This window comes from endosymbiont of Ridgeia piscesae, assembly GCF_001443665.1.
GTDB lineage: Bacteria > Pseudomonadota > Gammaproteobacteria > Chromatiales > Chromatiaceae > Endoriftia > Endoriftia persephonae.
Genome location: NZ_KQ557135.1, coordinates 1 through 18,739, shown reverse-complemented (window position 1 = coordinate 18,739; position 18,739 = coordinate 1). Strand labels below are relative to the sequence as shown.

Here is an 18,739-nt window from a genome sequence, read left to right as displayed (position 1 = left end):
TTTTATAGACAGGGAGAAAGCAAAAGAGCCACCTGACATGGAAACAAAGGATCTGCAGTCATCCTCTTCACTTTCGTTTGAATTTACCGGCCAGTTCGGAGAGTTTTTTCGTATCTGGATCGTCAATCTGGTGCTGACGATCCTCACCCTCGGCATCTATTCAGCGTGGGCGAAGGTGCGTACCCAGCGTTATTTCTATGCCAATACCCGGCTTGCGGGAGCGACCTTCGACTATCTGGCCGGGCCGATGATGATCCTCAAAGGGCGCCTGATCGCAGTCGGTTTTTTCATCCTCTATCTTGGCCTGACCTCGATCGCACCACCGTTTGATTTGCTTGCCTCGCTGCTGTTTCTGATTGCGATGCCCTGGGTCGTCAACAAGGCACTGGCGTTTCGTGCGCACAACTCGGCCTATCGCAACATCCGCTTTGGCTTCGAGCAGAACTACTCCAAGGCGATCAAAGTGTTTATCGGTCTGCCGATTCTGCTGCCGCTCAGTCTGGGTCTGCTCTATCCATTTTTTGATCAGCGGCGCAGCCGTTTCATCCTCGGCCAGAGTCGCTATGGAACGAGCGCATTTGCGATGGAGGCACCGCTTGGTAGGTTCTATAAAACCTATCTACTGGCCGGACTGCTGTTGCTGGGGGTATTTTTTCTGGGTGGCATGCTCGGCAGCCGGTTGTTCGAAAGCGTGATGACGATGTCGGCACAGCCAGCCGGTGAGCCGCCGGTCGAGATGCGTGGCAGCCCGCTGGGCCTGCTGCCAATCCTGGTTGGCTATCTGTTGGTATATGGTTTCATCAAGGCGCGCATCGCCAACCTAATCTGGAACCATACCGACCTTAACGGTCATCGTTTTGAGAGCCATATGCAGGCACGCAAGTTGATTGTGTTGTTGCTGACCAATGCGCTGGCCATCATCCTCTCGCTGGGTCTGCTGATCCCTTGGGCAAAGATCCGCATGGCCCGCTACCGGGCGGAGACGCTGCAGTTTATTCCGCAGGGAGACCTGGATGGTTTTCTCGCCGATCAGGCAGAGCAGGTGGCCGCCACGGGTGAGGGTGTCGGCGATGTGTTTGATGTGGATCTTGGCCTTTGATCACCACCGAGGCGCTCTATTTCGATGGTCGCCAGTCACAGGCACGGCGGGTTCGTGTCTCACTGAATGGCCGTGACCTGTGGATCGAGTATGCCACCGGCGAGTGCTTCTGGCCGACCTCGGAACTGCGTATCACCCCTCAGCTGGGGAGTGCGCCTCAGGGGGTCTTTCTGCCCGAGGGCGGCAAGCTTGAAGTGGCCAATCATGACTTCATGCTGCAACTGGAGGCGCTGACTGATAGGAAAGGGGAAGGCCGCTGGTTGCACCATCTGGAGAGCCGCTACCGCTATGTGATTCTGGCCGTGTCTTTGGCACTTGGGCTTGGTTGGTTGATGATCTCTCAGGGAGTGCCGCTGGCGTCACGTTACCTCGCATTTGCCACGCCGCTCCAGCTTGACCTGATCCTGGGAGAGGAGGTGCTGGCGCTGCTCGACAAGCGTTGGCTGGGACCCTCTAAGCTGTCAGAGACAGAGCGGCAGCACTATCGGCAACTGTTCCAGCGGATGGTTCGGGAGGCCGATGCCGCGACGCCGCTTCAGCTGCAGTTCCGAGCTGGCGGCACGATCGGCGCCAACGCCTTCGCGCTGCCCTCGGGCATCGTGGTAGTGACCGATGAGCTGATCGAGCTAGCACAGGCGGATGCAGAAGTGATGGGGGTGTTTGCCCATGAGATCGGGCATCTGGTGTATCGTCACGGGGTCCGCCATGTGCTGCAGGATTCGCTGCTGGTGCTGCTGACCACTCTATTTGTGGGGGATGCCGCCTCCAGCGGGGCACTGTTGGCAGCACTGCCGGTGCTGCTGGTCGAGAGTCACTACTCTCGCGAGTTCGAGAGCGAGGCGGACCGCTATGCGGTCTTGCTGATGCAGCGCGCCGGGTTGGATCGGCAACATCTGGGTCGGATGCTCCAACGCCTTGGGGAGAGTCATGGGGGGGAGGAGAGTGGAGCGCTGAGCTATCTCTCCACTCATCCGATGACCCAGGAGCGGATCGAGATGATCGCTCGCTGGGGTCTAGGGGAAGGCTAGTGACGTGACGCATAAGGTCGCTATATCCGCCCATTGATAGCCTCGAATAGTCCGCTTGCGCCATAGTGTGTCAGACTCAAGTGGTATGAAAAGAGTGTTACACCAGATTAAGGAGTGATGAACATGCGCGTGATTCTGTTGGGCGGCCCCGGTGCGGGCAAGGGTACCCAGGCAAACTACATCAAAGAGAAGTACAGCATTCCCCAGATCTCCACTGGTGACATGTTGCGTGCTCACGTTAAACAGGGCACCGACCTGGGCAAGGCGGCGAAGAAGATCATGGATGAGGGCGGTCTGGTCTCTGACGATATCATCATGGGCATGGTGAAAGAGCGCATTGCCCAGGACGATTGCGCCAACGGCTACCTGTTCGACGGATTCCCCCGCACCATTCCCCAGGCAGAAGCGCTGAAAGAGGCCGGTGTGCCGATCGACGCAGTGGTGGAGATCGATGTGCCCGATGAGGAGATCATCAAGCGCATGTCCGGTCGTCGGGTGCATCTCGCCTCCGGTCGCACCTACCACGTCACCTTCAATCCGCCCAAGGTGGAGGGCAAGGATGACGAGACCGGTGAGGATCTGATTCAGCGCGATGATGATCAGGAAGAGACCGTAAAGGCGCGTCTCAAGGTCTACCATGACCAGACCGAGCCGCTGATCACCTTCTACACCAAAGAGGCAGATGCCGGTAGTTGCAAATACATTAAGATCAACGGTGTTGGCGGGGTGGACGAGATCCGCGACCAGATCTTCAGCGGACTGGGCTGATCTTCACTGAAGAATGCTGAAAAGCCGGGCTAAGCCCGGCTTTTTTATGGCATTCAGTTGAGGGAATGGCGGGCAATTTGCTGGATGAACTTATTAGAATATTCTGATAGAATCCGCCAACTTTTTACTAAATTGTTAAGGGGCATGCTGTGGCTGTCGTAGAACTCACCAAGGACACGTTCGAAGAGACCATCACCAATAACGATTTCGTGATCATCGATTTCTGGGCGCCCTGGTGTGGTCCCTGTCGCTCCTTCGCCCCGACCTATGAAAAGGTTGCCGAAGACAATCCGAATATGGTCTTCGCCAAGGTGAATACCGAAGACGAGCAGGAACTGGCGATGCACTTCCAGGTGCGCTCGATCCCGACCCTGATGATCTTCCGTGAGAACATCATCATTTTCTCCCAGGCGGGTGCGTTGCCGGAGTCGGGCTTCCGTGATCTGCTGGACAAGGCCAGTGAACTCGATATGGACGAGGTGCGGGCGCAGATCGAAGCAGAGCAGAAGGGCGGCCAGGACGCCTGAGCGGTCATTCCGAAAAGACCCCGGCGGTGTTAGGGCCTGTCGGGGTTTTTTTGTGTCCGCAGCAGGGGCAAGTGGCTGTATCATGGCCTCCTGTGTTGAATTGAGAGGTCTGGACCGACGCGATGCGAGCCCCCTGTTACCCTTGGAGTCTAAAGAGCCTGCTGAATGGCAGGCCGAATGTGGGCGCGCTGCTCGATCTGAGTGAGGAGAACTACCGGCTGTTGCTGCGGCTTGCGCCAGAACTTCGGTTGATGCAGGGGCGGGCCCTCTCCTGTCTCGATCATGGTATGGACCTCCATCTGGAGGTGCTCGAACAGACCCCCTACACCAGCTTGCTCCATCTTACCTACTTCTTTCCCCATGCCGGTGGCCACTATCCTGATCCGGACGCCAATCTGCGTGTCTATCACGACTCCAAACAGGTCGATATCGTCGACCTGCGCCAGTCGGCCTTACCCTTGAAAAAGTGGGGCGATAACCCGACCCTGGAGCAGCGTTGGAAGTTGAACCTGTTCCTCTCCAAATGGCTGGCGTTCTGTGTCATCCAGGGGCATGGCTTTGGCGCCGGTGGGCCTGAGTATGCATCCAGCCGAGAGCGTTGGGTGGTCTCCTGATGTGATCTGCTTTGCAGCCCACAAGCCTTCGGGAGCGGTTCCGTTGTTCAATCTAAGCCACCCTTGTAAACTCGATGGTCTCTTCTTCGGCGGAATAGTTTGCACCCCCCCCCAGGCTGGGGACGATGTGCGCCTGTCAGTTGCGTGCAGGCCGATATCAAGCAGTGTGGGCGATACCTCTGAACAGCGAGGAATCAGATGATCAGAGTGTTGTTGGTTGACGATCACGAACTGGTGCGTACCGGCGTCAAGAGTATCTTGACGCAGGTGCCTGACATCAGCGTGGTGGGCGAGGCGGGCAGTGGTGAAACGGCGATCCAGATGGTGCAGCAGGATCGGCCCGATGTGGTGCTGATGGATGTGAACATGCCTGGCATTGGTGGCATCGAGGCGACCCGCCGACTGCTGAGGATTGCTCCCGATTTGAAGGTGGTGGCCTTGACCATGCTGGATAACGAGCCCTTCCCTGCTCGTCTTAACGAGGTGGGCGCAATGGGTTATCTGACCAAAGGCTGCCCGGCAGATGAGATGATCCAGGCGATCCGCAGCGTGTTCCGCGGTCAGCCCTTTGTCTCCTCCGATGTCGCAAGAAAACATATCCTCACCGATTGGAAGCGCCACTCCGCCACTCCCTTCCAAGGCCTCTCCTCCCGCGAGACCCAAGTGATGCTGATGATCCTGGAGGGGCAACGCAACCAGGAGATCTCCGATGGTCTCAGCCTCAGCCCCAAGACTGTCAGCACCTACCGCCAGCGTATCTATGAGAAGCTCGATGTGCGCAACGATGTGGAGCTGACGCGGCTCGCCTATCGCCACGGCATTCTCAGCGACAAGGTCGACAGTGTTTGATCTGCACTGCTGCCGTTGTGATCGGCTGGCGGCGTTCCTCGATCAGACCCGGCAGGACCACCCCGATTACCACTGTCGTCCGGTGGCGCCGTTTGGTGATCCTGCCGCTCGCCTGCTGCTGGTGGGACTGGCGCCGGGCATGCATGGGGCGAACGCGAGCGGACGCCCGTTCACCGGAGATCACGCCGGCATCCTGCTCTACCAGACGCTGCACCGCTACGGTTTTGCCAGCCGGGCCGAATCGGTGGCGGCAGATGATGACCTGCAGCTGTTCGACTGCCGCATCACCAACGCGGTGAAGTGCCTGCCACCGCAGAACAAACCGCAGGGGGTGGAGATTAACAACTGCAACCACTACCTCAGCCAGGAGCTGGCAAGCCTGGAGAAGGGGGCTGTGGTGCTAGCGTTGGGTTGCATTGCCCACAACGCGGTGCTCAAGGCATCCGGGCAGAAGCTGAAGGCGTTTGCCTTCGGCCATGCGGCTGAACACCGCCTGCCGAATGGCCTCCGGCTGCTCGACTCCTACCACTGCAGCCGCTACAACACCCAGACAAAACGACTCACCACAGCGATGTTCGAGCAGGTGTTTGCGCGTGCCAGAGAGCTGCTGCAGACTCTCTGACGATGAGTGAACCGTCGTCTAAAGCTTGTTTCGACGCTAAGGCCTTTCTCAAGACGCTGACCTCCAGGCCCGGGGTCTATCGTATGATCGGCACCGACGACAAGGTGCTCTATGTCGGCAAGGCGAAGAATCTGAAGCGGCGGGTGAGCAGCTACTTCACCCGCGCTCTCAATCTGCGCATCCAGCGCATGGTCGTCCAGATCGAACGCATCGAGGTGACGGTGACCCACACCGAGGCCGAAGCGCTGATCCTGGAGAACAACCTGATCAAGTCGCTCAAGCCGCGCTACAATGTGCTGCTGCGGGACGACAAGAGCTACCCCTACATCTACCTCTCCACCGACCAGCCGTTCCCGGCGCTCAGTTTCCGACGCGGCTCACGCAAGGGTGGTGGACGCTACTTCGGCCCCTATCCGAGCGCCGGTTCGACCCGCGAGACCTTGCAGCTGTTGCAGAAGCTGTTTCCGGTGCGCCAGTGTGAGGAGGGTTTCTTTCGCAACCGCTCGCGAGCCTGCCTGCAGTATCAGATCAAACGCTGCAGCGCGCCTTGTGTCGGCCTGATCAGCGAGACCGACTACCGCGAGGATGTGCGCCACGCCGAGCTGTTTCTCGATGGTAAGACCAGTACGGTGGTGGATGCGCTGGTGGCGCGCATGGAGGCGGCCTCTGCGGCGCTGGCGTTCGAGCAGGCGGCGCTCTACCGAGATCAGATCAAACTTCTCAACCGAATTCAGGAACGTCAGTATGTCAGCGGCGAACGGGGCGATCTGGATATCGTCGCGGTGGCGCTGCAAGCGGGGACCGCCTGCGTCCAGGTATTCTTTATCCGCGCCGGTCGCAATCTGGGTAACAAGGCCTTCTTTCCCACAATACCCGCTGGCGCAGAGGCGGGGGCGGTGCTCTCTGCTTTCGTCGCCCAGTACTATCTGGAGAAGGCGGTGCCGGCGGAGATCATCCTCAGTCATGCTGGTGAAGATCAGACCCTGCTGGAGCAGGTGCTCGGTGAACAGGCGGGGCGACGAGTGCGCATCAGTCATCGGCTGCGCGGCGAGCGGGCGCGTTGGCTGCAGATGGCGCTGAACAACGCTGAACTGGCACTGAAGGCGCGGCTCGCCAGCCGCATCGATATGCAGGGGCGGCTCGAGCGACTGCAGCAGGCGCTGGGGCTGGATGAGTCGCCGTCGCGTATGGAGTGCTTTGATATCAGCCATACTCGCGGAGAGAAAACGGTCGCCTCCTGCGTGGTGTTCAATGCCGAGGGCCCGCTCAAATCGGATTACCGCCGCTTCAATATCGATGGCATCACACCCGGCGATGACTATGCGGCGATGCGCCAGGCGCTGGAGCGGCGCTATACCCGTATCAAGAAGGGGGAGGTGGCGCTGCCTGATATCCTCTTCATTGACGGTGGCAAAGGGCAGCTGAGCACGGCGCATGAGATTCTGGTCGAGCTGGGTATCGCCGGGCTGACCCTGGTGGGGGTGGCGAAAGGGCCGGACCGCAAGGCGGGCATGGAGCAGCTCTTCTTGTTCGGCGATAGCACGCCAATTATACTGCCGGCGGATTCACCGGCGCTGCACCTGGTGCAGCAGATCCGTGATGAGGCACATCGGTTTGCGATCACAGGTCATCGCCAGCGCCGTGCCCGCAGTCGTAAGACCTCGGTGCTGGAGGCGTTGCCGGGGATCGGTCCAAAGCGCCGTCAGCGGCTGTTGAAGCAGTTTGGTGGATTGCAGGAGCTGACCCGGGCCGGGGTCGAGGATATCGCACGGGTCGATGGGGTTAGCCTGAAGCTGGCGCGACTGATCTATCAGGCCTTTCATGAAGAGAGTTAGTGGATTCTTATTGTGTGGACCATTCCGAATATCCTGACGCTGTTGAGGATCCTATTGATCCCGGTGTTTGTGTTGATCTTCTACCTGCCGTTCGAGGGGGCCAGGGTGCTCTCTGCGGCGGTGTTTGCTCTGGCCAGTGTCACTGACTGGTTGGATGGCTATCTGGCGCGGCGCTGGCAGCAGGTTTCGCCGTTTGGCGCCTTCCTCGACCCGGTTGCAGATAAGCTGATGGTGGCGGCAGCGCTGCTGCTGTTGGTGGAGGCGGAGCCGAGCCCGGCGCTGGCGCTGGCGGCAGCGATCATCGTTGGCCGCGAGATCACCATCTCAGCGCTGCGCGAGTGGATGGCCGAGATCGGCGCGCGCGCCCAGGTGGCAGTGTCGATGATCGGTAAGTTCAAGACCGCAGTGCAGATGGTGGCGATCCTGCTGTTAATCATCAAGCAGCCACTGTGGGAGATCCCGGTGTTCACGGTCGGCTTTGTGCTACTCTATGTTTCGGCTATTCTGACGCTCTGGTCGATGGTGGTCTATCTGCGTGCGGCCTGGCCCAGTCTCTCTGGGCAGTCGGTGGTGGAGGTGTTGCCAAGGGAGAAGTAGGAGGGGGAATCAGCTGTTTCAGTTGATTGATGCTTGACAGCAACATCCGCGCCGCTACAATACGCTTCGTTCTGACGCAGCGGGAATAGCTCAGTTGGTAGAGCACAACCTTGCCAAGGTTGGGGTCGCGAGTTCGAGTCTCGTTTCCCGCTCCAAATTGTGAAAGAGCCTCGGCAGTACCGGGGCTTTTTTGTTAGATTCACGGCTGCTGCCGCCACTCAGGCAGCGTCCGGAACTGTTTTAGGCTTGGTGGCAGAGTGGTTATGCAGCGGCCTGCAAAGCCGTGGACGCCGGTTCGATTCCGACCCAAGCCTCCATCTAGAATGCGGGAATAGCTCAGTTGGTAGAGCACAACCTTGCCAAGGTTGGGGTCGCGAGTTCGAGTCTCGTTTCCCGCTCCAAATGGCAATCAGCCCCGGACATCCGGGGCTTTTTTGTGCCTGCGGGCCTGGCTTGCCGCTGTCCTGCTTGCGCTAATTGGCCCGGATGATCCGGTAGACGCTGGAGAGATCATAGAGGCGATAGCGCGCAGGCGCTTTGCGATGCTCACCGCCATAGCTTAGCATCAGCGCCTTGTTCCTCTTTATATCTATCCATTCGATAAAGATCGCGCTGTGCTCTACATCGTAATTGGAGTGGTTGATGTAGTAGAGAAAGTCGCCCGGCTCGATCAGGGCGATGGCGGCATAGGGGCCAGACTTTTTACCTTTAAAAATGGTGATGCGCTGGCCGTTTCGGTTGGGGTAACCGGCCTGATTATAGACCGCGTTGGCATAGTCCCAGCAACTTCCCTGAATGATCTCCCGCTTCACCAGTGCCATCTCCTGGCCAATGGAGAGGATCTTGTGAGCAGCGGGGGAGATCGGTTTTTCTGTCGCTGATGGGAGGGTAGCAAGAGATTGAGTCGGGGGCAGTGTCGGACTTGCTTCGGCTGTCGCTCCGGATGGCGGCTTTTGTGGCGTACTCTGGCAGCCAGTAATACATAGGCATGCAATCAGCAGACAGGCGCCAAGCGATCTTGATGGTGGCTTCATCCCTGTAGTCTCTCTGGTCGTGGTGAGTGCCCCATGGGTTCTCATGGCTTGCCTGGTGTGGCGAGTGCGACAAATTGGGTGGGGTCTCGTCAGAGGAAAGCTACACGGTATGGCGGCTCAGATGCAATTTCCCTGGGCTGGTGCGATGTAAATTTCCCTTGACTGTTCGATGCGCTAGAATGCGTCGCTCGTCCATGCCCGGATGGCGAAATTGGTAGACGCAAGAGACTTAAAATCTCTCGGGGGCAACCCCGTGCCGGTTCGATTCCGGCTCCGGGCACCACTATTAACGCCCTCTTCCAGCGAAGGAATCACTGACACTGGCGATCCTATCTCTACGTAAAGAGTTTATGATGAATTAGGGATGGAGCCGGGGTTGCCGGATTTCCTGTTAACCAGCTGAGCGTTGGAAAAGAGACATTATCCGAGTTATAAACTGCGCATGAATGTCGTTATCTCGAGAAAGGTTGTTATGCGGCTGATGTTGGGCACGATCTTTGTGCTCGCATTGCTGCACATTGGACAGTTGGTTATCTATTTCCTGATCAATGATCCGGATCAGTTTGATTTCATCGAGTTGCTCGATTTCGATTATGAGGGGAATCTACCCTCTTGGTACTCATCTTTTGCGTTGCTGTTTGCCGCAATCCTGCTTGCAGTGATTAGCCGATATCACTATCTGAAGAAGGAACGATATCGCCATCATTGGTTTGGGCTTGCGTTGATTTTTCTGTTTCTTTCGCTTGATGAGGGTGCCCAGATTCATGAAGGGATTGGTGATCTTGTCTCTAACATTGTTCCAGCAGAAGGCGTGTTCTATTTTGCTTGGGTAATACCCTATGGAATTGCCGCTTTTGTTTTTCTGATCTCCTACCTAAAGTTTCTATTTTCCCTTTCAAAGCTTCTAAGAATTCAATTTGTTATTTCCGGTGGATTATTTCTGTTGGGTGCGATTGGATTGGAACTGATTGGAGCGAGGGAGGCCGAGGCGCACGGTACAGCGACTATTCTCTATAGTTTTTTGTACACGGTTGAAGAGCTCTGTGAGATGTTAGGGATTGTGCTGTTTGTCTATGCCCTAACGGGCCTTATAAATAGAAGGCTTGGCGCATTTACTCTCGAGTTTCGGGTTGACTGATCTTTTTGTGATTGGTTGTAGAGTTGCAAGTCAGAAACTATTTTTCTGATCATGTCGTCGTTCCAGGACGCAGAAAAACCCCCTCGTTGAAGAGGGGCGATAAACCGGCGGGGGGTGTTAACAGGCCTAGTTCAACTCAATGGTGCCATCAGGTTGGTACTGAATGTAAGCGACATTGGCATTAAGTGTCAGATTGTCACTGTCACTCAGGTAGGCGCGGAGCACTGTATCGCTACCATCGGCTTCACCCTTAGAGCCTGTTCCATCGGTAAATACGATCCAGCCGACATTCCATGTCTCGGAACCGGAACAGGTTGCCCCATCATCTGACGCACAGATGGTGACCGGCAGTCCCCGCTTTACCGATTCTGTTCTGGCATATTGCAGATGTGAAACTAAATTGTGGCTTTCTGCCGTTATCTGATTGTTTGCACTCAGCTGGTTGTAAGCGGGGACACCAACCAACAGCAGTACCAGGGCGACCGTCAATGTGGTTAGCAGCTCAACTAGCGTAAAGCCCTGCATGCCTTTAGTGCTCGTTGACGATTGATAGATACAGTTGTTTTTCATGGCGTTCTCCCTTTTTACCTACTTAATTCGAAGTTGCTACACGTCCGGTTACGCTGACTGAAATACTGCGGCTCTTGGCGCGGCCATTGCTCAGAGTGAATACAGCGGCGTCGGCTTCGCTGTAATCGATGGTCGGCGTGACTGCAGGGGTGGAACTAGTCGAGCTGGAACCGCCAGAGCTGGAACCGCCAGAGCTGGAACCGCCAGAGCTGGAACCGCCAGAGCTGGAACTACCCGAGCCTTTCTTCTTGCTCGAGCCTTTATTCTTACTCGAACCTTTCTTTTTACTTGAGCCTTTATTATTGGTTGAACTTGCGCTAGAGCCCTTTGATTTGCCTGAACTGCTGCCCTTTGTGCCACTGTTTTTACTCGGGCACTGGCCCTTGTAGTCACCGTGATCCATGTGAGCTTTAACGGCAGATTTCGCAACGCTGATGGTATGAGCATTGCCTGGATTGCTAGAAGGTATATGGCAGATTGTTACTTTGTCATTGGTCTTGTGTTTGCTCGCGTAGGTATTAGGTGATACGACGAGTAAGCTGAGGAAGAGGATTAACAAGATGTGGGTGAGCAGTCGCCCCTTGCTTCGTAAGGAGTGCTGGATAGATGTGGTTGATTTCATAGCTTTGACCCCCAATAGGCTCGATATCAGCCTTTGCTTGATTTTGGTATCGGGATGGGGTCTGACTTCTTAAGCCAATAGGTGTGTGTTAATTCATAAAAATCCTAGTAATACGCTTTTGTCGGGGGTTTAAGTCGAACGATTCTTGTGGCAAGGAAGTTACTTCATTTGTTTTGGGCTGTTGCTTCTTCATGGCGACCTTAATAAGGGCATTTAATTCTCAGTGCAGTGTGTTAGGCTTCGGCGGTCTTCGACTTCACTCTCAGCATCTGGAAGCCAAAATGGATACGAAGAATCTGTCATTAGGTCGACTCCCTTTTTTTCTTGCCTTTGCTATTGCAGCTTTGATTGGAGGCTGTAGTGAAGCGCCGCCAACTGCCGAGACGGATCTGGTTAGACCAGTCAAATCGATGGTTGTGGCAGCGCCTGAACAAGGGGGCATCCGCAACTTTCCTGGGCGTATCGATGCAGTTAACCGGGCGGAACTCTCTTTTCGGGTGCCGGGCAAGGTGGTGGCAATCAAGTTCAACGAGGGTGATCGGGTGAAAAAAGGCCAGATTCTGGCCCAGCTGGATGCCACCGACTACCGCATTACTCTGAAGGATCGCCAGGCTAGTTTTGACAGTGCGAAGAACAACTTTGAGCGAGCTAAGGATCTGGTGGAGAAAGGGCATATCTCACGTCGTGATTTCGACAAGCTCGAAGCCACATTCAAGAGTGCATCGGCTGCGCTGGAGCAGGCACAACAGAACCTGCGCTACACCGACCTGCGTGCTCCGTTCGACGGGGTGGTGGCGAAACGCAAAGTCGAGCAGTTTGAAGAGGTGCAGGCAAAACAGCCGGTGCTCTCACTGCAGGACAGCAGCAGTCTCGAAGTCAAGATCGATGTACCAGAAAATATTATTCTGCGGATTACTCAGGAGCGGGTTGAACGGAATGAAAGTGGACAGATCCCCGCCTGGGCCTCGTTCGATAGCGTGCCGGGGAAAAGATTCGAGCTGAGCTTCAAAGAGATCGCGACCAAAGCCGATCCCAAAACCCAGACCTTCGAGGCGACCTATACCATGCCGGCGCCGCAAGGCCTGGTGGTGTTGCCAGGTATGACAGTCAGCGTCACTGTCGATCTCTCCCGCTCTCTGGACGAGAAAGTGGTTTACTTCGTTCCGGTGAGCGCCATCGGCGGTGATCGGAAGCTCGATCCCCGCGTCTGGGTGGTTGATGAAGAGGCGATGGTGGTACATGAAAAGCGGGTGGAATTGGGGGTGATGAAGGGGGCGAATATTGAAGTTATTTCAGGGCTACAGCCGGGGGATCGGGTCGTGACGGTGGGGGCCGCCTACCTTGCCGAGGGGATGAAGATCAGCTTGATGCAAGAGACAGAGCAGGCTGAGCCTCGGTCGGATGACCTGCAGCTGATGCAGCAGAAACAGTAAGGTGCAATCAGATCGAATCGAACTGACCCGCGGGAATCTGCAATGAACATCGGCGAATATTCAGTCAACAACAAGGTTGTCTCCTGGCTTCTGGTCATCATCATGGTGGCCGGCGGCGTCTACGGCTTCGAGCGGATGGGCAAGCTGGAAGACCCCAATTTCACCATCAAACAGGCCAAGATCATCACCCTCTACCCCGGCGCCACTGCCCAAGAGGTGCAGGATGAGGTGACCTACCACATCGAAGAGGCGGTGCAGCTGATGGGGCAGCTGAAGCGGATCAATATGTCGATCTCCCGGCCCGGCATGTCTGACCTCAGCATTGAGTTCAAGGACGAATACAAGGCCAAGGATTTCCCCGATATCTACGACGAGCTACGACGCAAGATCGCTGACATGAAGCAGAAGCTGCCGCCGGGCGTGCAGGGGCCGGTGATCATCGATGACTTCGGTGACGTCTACGGCGTCTACCTGGCTCTGACGGGGGAGGGCTACACTTATCGCGATCTGAAAGACACTGCAGATGCGCTGAAGAAGCAGCTGGTGTTGGTGCCGGGAGTGAAGAAGATTGTCATTGGTGGCGAGCAGCCGGAGCTGGTCTACGTGGAGATCTCGCGTACCCGGCTCGGCGAGTTGGGGCTGTCGATGGAGCAGATCACCCAGGTGCTCGCCTCGCAGAACCTGGTGGAAGATGCTGGCAAGGTCCGGGTCGGCGATGACTATATCCGCATCCACCCCAGCGGTGAGTTCGCCTCGGTAAAGGCGATTGGTGACCTGCTGATCAGTTCCAGTGATAAGCGGCTGATCTATCTGAAAGATATCGCGGACATCCGCCGCGCCTACCAGGATGTGCCGTCACGGCTGATCTACTTCAATGGCAAGCCGACCCTGACCCTGGGCATCTCCATGCGCGAGGGGGAAAACGTGGTGGCTGTGGGCAAGGCGTTGGAGAAACGCTTCAATCAGCTGCAGTCGATCATCCCGGTGGGCATGGAGTTGCAGGCGATCTACAACCAGCCAACCGAGGTCGACAACTCGGTGAGTAGTTTTATCGTCAGTGTTGGTCAGGCTCTGGCCATTGTCATCGTTGTGCTGCTGCTCTTCATGGGGCTAACATCGGGCCTGATTATCGGTGCGGTGCTGCTGATTACCGTGGCGGGCACCCTCTTTATCATGCAGCTCTACGGTATCGAACTGCAGCGTATCTCCCTGGGTGCGATGGTGATTGCGCTGGGGATGTTGGTGGATAACGCCATCGTGGTGGCGGAGGGGATGTTGATCCGCATCCAGGGTGGCATGAATGTGGTGAAGGCCGCCGGTGAGGTGGTGGGTAAGAGTATCTGGGCGCTGCTGGGCGGCACTATTATCGGCATCCTCGCCTTCTCCGCGATTGGCCTCTCCACCGACAATACCGGCGAGTTTGCCAGCTCCCTGTTCTACGTGATCCTGATCTCTTTGACCCTCTCCTGGATCACCGCAGTCAGCACCACGCCGCTGCTCTGCGCACTATTCATGCAGCCGAAAGCGGATGCAGTCGGTGCCGGCAACCCCTACGACAAGGGCCTCTTCAGTGCCTTTCGCGGGGTCTTAAAACAGGTGATCCGGTTTCGCTGGATCACAGTCGGGGTGGTGGTCGGGTTGTTCCTGGTTGCCGGCATGGGCTTCGGCTATGTGAAAAACGCCTTCTTTCCCAACGCCAATACACCGATGTTTTTTATCGATATCTGGGAGCCGGAGGGGACAGATATCCGCAAGACTCGCGATGATACCCTGCAGGTGGCCGAGTTCGTCCGCCAGCAGTCTGGGGTGACGAAGACCACCTCCGTCGTCGGCGGTGGTGATGCCCGCTTCTCCCTGGTCTATGAGCCCAAAGAGGCGAGTTCCGCCTATGCGCAGATCATCATTCAGACCGAGCAACTGGAACAGATCGGGCCAATCTGGGAGGCGGTGGCCGACTACATGCGCAACAATCTGCCGCAGCTCGATCCGATCATCAAACCGCTGCGCATCGGCCCCGGTCGTGATGGCAAGATCGAGGCGCGCTTCCAGGGGCCAGATCCAGCAGTTTTACGCGGGCTCTCGGAGCAGGCCCAGGCGATCATGCGCGCCGATCCTGAGACCAAAGAGGTGCGTGACGATTGGCGCAGTCCGGTGCAGTTTATTCGCCCGTTGTTCAACGAGCAGGTGGGACGGCAACTCGGTATTACCCGCAAAGATCTGGCGATCGCCTTGAAATCGGCCTTCGAGGGCAAGGATGTGGGGGTCTATCGTGATGGTATCCGTCTGCTGCCGATCAAACTGCGGCCACCGGCGGATGAGCGGGAAGATGTGGCGAATATCCAAGATATTCGCGTCTGGAGCCCGGCGTTACAGAAGACGGTACCGGTGGCCCAGGTGGTGAGTGGTTTTGAAACCGCGTTTGAGAATACTGTGATCCGTGGCCGTGACCGGATCCAGACCATCATCACCTCCTGTAATCCAACGGGGGAGCTGGCGACACCACTCTTCAACCGTCTTAAGCCGCAGATTGAGGCGGTCGAGTTGCCACCGGGCTACAGCCTCTCTTGGGGCGGTGAGTATGAGGACTCGAAGAATGCCCAGAACGGACTGTTGTCGGTGCTGCCGGTGGGCTTCCTGTTGATGATCCTCGTCAGTATTCTGCTGTTCGGCAGGCTGCGCCAGCCGCTGATCATCTGGCTCACGGTGCCATTGGCGATCGTTGGCATCACCGCGGGTCTGTTGGCCTTCAACGGCGCGTTCGATTTTATGGCACTGCTGGGTGCACTGAGTCTGATCGGGCTGCTGATCAAGAATGCCATCGTGCTGATCGAGGAGATCGACCAGCAGATCGAAGAGGGTAAGCTGCCCCTGACTGCGATCCTCGATGCCACCGTGAGTCGGTTGCGGCCGGTGGCGATGGCCGCCGCCACCACGATTCTCGGCTTGATCCCGCTGCTCTCCGATGTCTTCTTCGTCAATATGTCGATCACCATCATGGCCGGCCTGGGCTTTGCTACCCTGTTGACGCTGCTGTTTGTGCCGGTGCTCTATGCGCTGCTGTTCCGGGTGCCCTATGCCGAAAACGCCTGATCGCAGGTTGTGGCCCTATCCGGTCTGGGTTGGCGCGAGCAGGCGTCGTGCCAGCCACAGCAACAGCAGATAGGCCAGCAGGCTCAGTAGGAGCCAGACCACAGCGATATAGGCGAACAGATTCGGCGCCTGCATCAGCATGCTCATCAGCGAATCCTGGTAGTAGAAGAACCACTGATGGCCTGCCGGGAAGACCCATTCGTGCAGCAGATAGAACAGCCGTTCCGCCCCCATGCCCAGGATCAGCAGCGCCAGGGCTAACAGGAGCGTCAGCCAGCAGAGCAGCAGCTGCTGACCCCCTGGTAGTCGCCACCTGCCTCGTCGCAGGGCCAACAGCAGGAGCAGGCTGAGGCCGGCGCTGCCCCAGGCCAGTTGCCGGTAGCGATCGATCAGCCGGGCGACATCCACCAGATGTTGCTGCTCTGGCGGGGTGAGAAAGTGCCCCAGTGGCTGGCCGTCTCGGTCGTGGTAACGCAGCGCGCCGAGCCCCGCGCCCTGTCGGTGGATGGCCGTCACGATAGCTCTGAAGAGGCGTAACCGCTCCGCCTTTCCTGTCGTCTCGAAGCCGGGGCGAAGATGGTTCTGGGGGGCGTACACCTGGATCGTCTGATCGATCCCCATCCAGTCGTACCAGAGCGGAAACAGGAAGTCGGCCGCCGCCAGCGCCCGCCATGCCAGCAGCGAGGCGACCAGGAACAGGGCCAGTGCCAACGCTATCCCCAGCAGTCGCCCAGCCACAGGGTGTCCCGTACTCATCCGGGCCACCAGCGCTGGGGTAGGGTGCCGCTGCGGTAGAGCGCCATCAGATCCATGCCCAGGGCGATGCTGGAGTGGACCGCCACGCCACCCCAGATCGAGCGGGAACGCAGCGCCAGCAGCCCGAGCAGAAGGCCAAAAAAGATTGCCCCGCTCGCCTCCAGCCAGGGTTTGGCGAAGTGAATCATCAGATAGGGCAGCATCATCACAAACAGGGCATTCAGGCCGAAGGCGCGCTGGCAGGCGTGCAGCAGAAAGCCGCGGAAAAAGAACTCGAGAAAGAAGAACTGCAACAGGTAGATGATCTCCCACGCCAGCAGATCGAAAACGCTGCGTGAGGCCTGCCGATAGAAGGGGTAGTGGGCGAGGAAGTCAGGACGCGCACTGGCGAACCAGGCGAACAGAAGAATCGGCGTGGCCAGGGCGAGGTACCAGAGCCAGAAGCGGCGGGTCTCGGCTAGTTGCAGCCCATATTCGGCGACCGGCTCGCGAAACAACCAGTGGATCACCGCCAACGGGATCAGCAGATAGCCGAGCAGATGCCAGAACCCCCACCAGAGCTGCTTGAAGAGCGGCAAGAACGGGCTGGTGATAAGCGCGGCAGCCAGCCTCTGGCCGGCTTCACCGCTGCCGCGCAACTGCTGCAGGGCGGTAACAAAGACATGGTCGAATTTGAGGTAGTGGATCAGCAGCAGGCAGAAGGCCGCAGTCGATAGTGCGATCGCCGGCTGCCAGTCGAATCTGTCGCTCCTGGTTGCCTCGACTTGCATGCGTTGTCGCCAGCGGCTTTCCGGCATTCCGGCTTCCCCCTTGGTTGGTTGTCATCTACTGCCGACAACCGAGGCGGGATCCGGCAGATTGAGCTGATGATAACTCCAATCAGCTGTCGTCCCCAGTGCTGGTGGATGCAGTCCGCAATCCTTTGTGGGCTGCACCCTGCGGGTCAGATCCTCGCCTGAATCCGTGCCAATTGTTCCACCTGCGGACGGTTACGGTAGTCAGGGCTGGGCATGCGGCGCATCGCGCTGGCGGCCGCCCGGTAGCTGTTGAAACTGCCGTAGATCAGTTGATAGTGGTTGCCGCTCTTCAGATAGGCAAGATCCTGCTTCAGGTAGTGGCCGTAGCGATCGGCGATCTTGTAGAGCTGCTGCTTGCTGGCCACACTCGTGAGACGAATCGCATAGTGGTTTGACGGCTGACTGGCAAGCCACTCGGGGCCGTGGATGGTATTGTCGCTGCCGAATTGGTGCAGCGGTGCGATTGCGACGACCCGACCATCCAGACTCTCGACGCTGTCCCCCATGTTGGCCAGCTCACTTTTCAGGCGGGTGATCTTCTGCTTCAGAACCTTGACCTGCTGGGCCATCGCCTCACTATCTTGCTGATGGGCGCTGGCGGCGGCGTGCTGTGCGCTCAGCTGCTGCTGTAGGGAGGCAACCTGCTGTGCCATGGCGACCTGCTGTTGTGCATTCAGATCGAACTGCTGAGCAACGCGCTGATCCAGTTTGTTCTCCTGGTGCCAGCGGTATTGCTGGTAGCTGGAGAAGACGGCTACCGCGAGTACCACCAGGATCAGGCTGATCCCCAGCATCTTGAAGTGGTGTCGCTCATCCTGGATGACCGAGGAGATACCCTGCTCCTGCTGATTGCTCCGCTCCTGAAGGGCGTCGGTCTCGCTATTCAGCTGGTTGACCGCCTGTGAGAGGCCCTGGCTCTTGTTCTCCAGGCTATCGGTGGCGATCTTCAGCTGGTGAGTTTTCTGTCCCAGCTTGCTGGTGGTCTGCTTTATCTCCTCATCCACTGTGTGCAAGGTCTCGATCTGCTGATCGTGGTTTGTCAGACGCTTGCCGGCCTGCTTCAGCCCCTGTTCCAAGGCACTGGTCTGCTGCGAGAGTTTCTCGCCCATGCTCTCCATCGAGGATTTGAGCTTGCCGGTGACCCGCTCAAGGCTGTCGCTGAGATACTTCGAGACCTCTTCGGTGCGGCGGGAGAGGACGTCGTCGCGCTTCTGAGAGGATTGGGAGACCGCGTCGATCTTCTGCTGCAGTTCTTGCTGGGCGGCGGTATTAATCGTTCCGAAAGTATTGGCAGTCTATTTTTGAACTTGCCAAAATATACTTTGTATCTGACATGCGGAAGAAACTCTTAATCAGCGAA

At 57.4% G+C, this 18,739-nt stretch carries 18 protein-coding genes and 4 tRNA genes; 17 read left to right on the top strand and 5 right to left on the bottom strand.

Translation table 11 applies throughout. The features are described 5' to 3' along the window. The first annotated feature begins 37 nt into the window (after nucleotides 1-37). The 12 genes from Ga0074115_RS10805 (at nucleotide 38) to Ga0074115_RS10750 (ending at nucleotide 8,340) form a co-directional block, all read left to right on the top strand. Nucleotides 38-1,099 (top strand): YjgN family protein, encoded by a 1,062-nt coding sequence (locus Ga0074115_RS10805; RefSeq protein WP_057955542.1) that lies wholly within the window; start codon nucleotides 38-40, stop codon nucleotides 1,097-1,099. Next, nucleotides 1,096-2,127, top strand: a complete 1,032-nt coding sequence (locus tag Ga0074115_RS10800) for a M48 family metallopeptidase (protein ID WP_232433050.1) — start codon at nucleotides 1,096-1,098, stop codon at nucleotides 2,125-2,127. The genes Ga0074115_RS10805 and Ga0074115_RS10800 overlap by 4 nt, the downstream gene beginning before the upstream one ends. Before the next feature lie 123 nt (nucleotides 2,128-2,250). Then, nucleotides 2,251-2,895: an adenylate kinase gene (gene adk, locus Ga0074115_RS10795; RefSeq protein WP_060528513.1), complete on the top strand. Its 645-nt coding sequence runs from the start codon at nucleotides 2,251-2,253 to the stop codon at nucleotides 2,893-2,895. A 149-nt stretch (nucleotides 2,896-3,044) separates the two neighbouring features. Further along, complete coding sequence (gene trxA, locus Ga0074115_RS10790) at nucleotides 3,045-3,422, top strand: thioredoxin (protein ID WP_057955541.1); 378 nt, start codon at nucleotides 3,045-3,047, stop codon at nucleotides 3,420-3,422. 122 nt (nucleotides 3,423-3,544) lie between these two features. Next, the gene (locus Ga0074115_RS10785; RefSeq protein ID WP_005965270.1) at nucleotides 3,545-4,036 is read left to right on the top strand and encodes a DUF1249 domain-containing protein; all 492 of its coding nucleotides are present in this window, start codon (nucleotides 3,545-3,547) and stop codon (nucleotides 4,034-4,036) included. 198 nt (nucleotides 4,037-4,234) lie between these two features. Then, nucleotides 4,235-4,885: a response regulator gene (locus Ga0074115_RS10780; RefSeq protein WP_060528509.1), complete on the top strand. Its 651-nt coding sequence runs from the start codon at nucleotides 4,235-4,237 to the stop codon at nucleotides 4,883-4,885. Next, entirely contained in the window at nucleotides 4,878-5,507 is a 630-nt protein-coding gene (locus Ga0074115_RS10775) for a uracil-DNA glycosylase (RefSeq protein ID WP_057955539.1), read from the top strand. The genes Ga0074115_RS10780 and Ga0074115_RS10775 overlap by 8 nt, the downstream gene beginning before the upstream one ends. Nucleotides 5,508-5,509: 2 nt before the next feature. Next, on the top strand, nucleotides 5,510-7,342 hold the full coding sequence (gene uvrC, locus Ga0074115_RS10770) for an excinuclease ABC subunit UvrC (RefSeq protein WP_057955538.1): 1,833 nt from the start codon (nucleotides 5,510-5,512) through the stop codon (nucleotides 7,340-7,342). Between the two features lie 12 nt (nucleotides 7,343-7,354). After that, entirely contained in the window at nucleotides 7,355-7,939 is a 585-nt protein-coding gene (pgsA, locus tag Ga0074115_RS10765; protein ID WP_060528508.1) for a CDP-diacylglycerol--glycerol-3-phosphate 3-phosphatidyltransferase, read from the top strand. 79 nt (nucleotides 7,940-8,018) lie between these two features. Beyond that, a tRNA-Gly gene (locus tag Ga0074115_RS10760) sits at nucleotides 8,019-8,094 on the top strand. An 88-nt stretch (nucleotides 8,095-8,182) separates the two neighbouring features. Continuing rightward, nucleotides 8,183-8,256, top strand: a tRNA-Cys gene (locus Ga0074115_RS10755). An 8-nt stretch (nucleotides 8,257-8,264) separates the two neighbouring features. Beyond that, nucleotides 8,265-8,340: transfer RNA gene (locus Ga0074115_RS10750), tRNA-Gly, on the top strand. Between the two features lie 72 nt (nucleotides 8,341-8,412). Here the strand turns inward: Ga0074115_RS10750 and Ga0074115_RS16825 are convergent. Further along, complete coding sequence (locus Ga0074115_RS16825) at nucleotides 8,413-8,751, bottom strand: hypothetical protein (protein ID WP_057955536.1); 339 nt, start codon at nucleotides 8,749-8,751, stop codon at nucleotides 8,413-8,415. A 418-nt stretch (nucleotides 8,752-9,169) separates the two neighbouring features. On the opposite strand from Ga0074115_RS16825, the gene Ga0074115_RS10740 reads away from it, so the two are divergent. Both Ga0074115_RS10740 and Ga0074115_RS10735 read left to right on the top strand, forming a co-directional pair. After that, nucleotides 9,170-9,256: transfer RNA gene (locus Ga0074115_RS10740), tRNA-Leu, on the top strand. 189 nt (nucleotides 9,257-9,445) lie between these two features. After that, a complete protein-coding gene (locus Ga0074115_RS10735) occupies nucleotides 9,446-10,111 on the top strand; it encodes a peptidase M48 Ste24p (protein WP_082626756.1) in 666 nt (221 codons plus the stop codon). A gap of 126 nt (nucleotides 10,112-10,237) precedes the next feature. Here Ga0074115_RS10735 and Ga0074115_RS10730 read toward each other — a convergent pair whose 3' ends face one another. Continuing rightward, complete coding sequence (locus Ga0074115_RS10730) at nucleotides 10,238-10,681, bottom strand: GspH/FimT family protein (RefSeq protein WP_057955534.1); 444 nt, start codon at nucleotides 10,679-10,681, stop codon at nucleotides 10,238-10,240. A gap of 128 nt (nucleotides 10,682-10,809) precedes the next feature. Between Ga0074115_RS10730 and Ga0074115_RS16310 the strand changes: the two genes are divergently transcribed. The 3 genes from Ga0074115_RS16310 (at nucleotide 10,810) to Ga0074115_RS10715 (ending at nucleotide 15,826) form a co-directional block, all read left to right on the top strand. Then, entirely contained in the window at nucleotides 10,810-11,070 is a 261-nt protein-coding gene (locus Ga0074115_RS16310; RefSeq protein ID WP_057955533.1) for a hypothetical protein, read from the top strand. 643 nt (nucleotides 11,071-11,713) lie between these two features. Next, nucleotides 11,714-12,736, top strand: a complete 1,023-nt coding sequence (locus Ga0074115_RS10720; protein WP_057955532.1) for an efflux RND transporter periplasmic adaptor subunit — start codon at nucleotides 11,714-11,716, stop codon at nucleotides 12,734-12,736. Between the two features lie 42 nt (nucleotides 12,737-12,778). Further along, a complete protein-coding gene (locus Ga0074115_RS10715; RefSeq protein ID WP_060528506.1) occupies nucleotides 12,779-15,826 on the top strand; it encodes an efflux RND transporter permease subunit in 3,048 nt (1,015 codons plus the stop codon). A gap of 15 nt (nucleotides 15,827-15,841) precedes the next feature. Here Ga0074115_RS10715 and Ga0074115_RS10710 read toward each other — a convergent pair whose 3' ends face one another. The 3 genes from Ga0074115_RS10710 to Ga0074115_RS10700 form a co-directional block, all read right to left on the bottom strand. Then, complete coding sequence (locus Ga0074115_RS10710; RefSeq protein WP_232433049.1) at nucleotides 15,842-16,582, bottom strand: lipoprotein intramolecular transacylase Lit; 741 nt, start codon at nucleotides 16,580-16,582, stop codon at nucleotides 15,842-15,844. Then, nucleotides 16,579-17,379 (bottom strand): CPBP family glutamic-type intramembrane protease, encoded by an 801-nt coding sequence (locus Ga0074115_RS10705; RefSeq protein WP_082626751.1) that lies wholly within the window; start codon nucleotides 17,377-17,379, stop codon nucleotides 16,579-16,581. The genes Ga0074115_RS10710 and Ga0074115_RS10705 overlap by 4 nt, the downstream gene beginning before the upstream one ends. Before the next feature lie 146 nt (nucleotides 17,380-17,525). Further along, a complete protein-coding gene (locus Ga0074115_RS10700; protein ID WP_232433048.1) occupies nucleotides 17,526-18,488 on the bottom strand; it encodes a hypothetical protein in 963 nt (320 codons plus the stop codon). Between the last annotated feature and the right edge of the window lie 251 nt (nucleotides 18,489-18,739).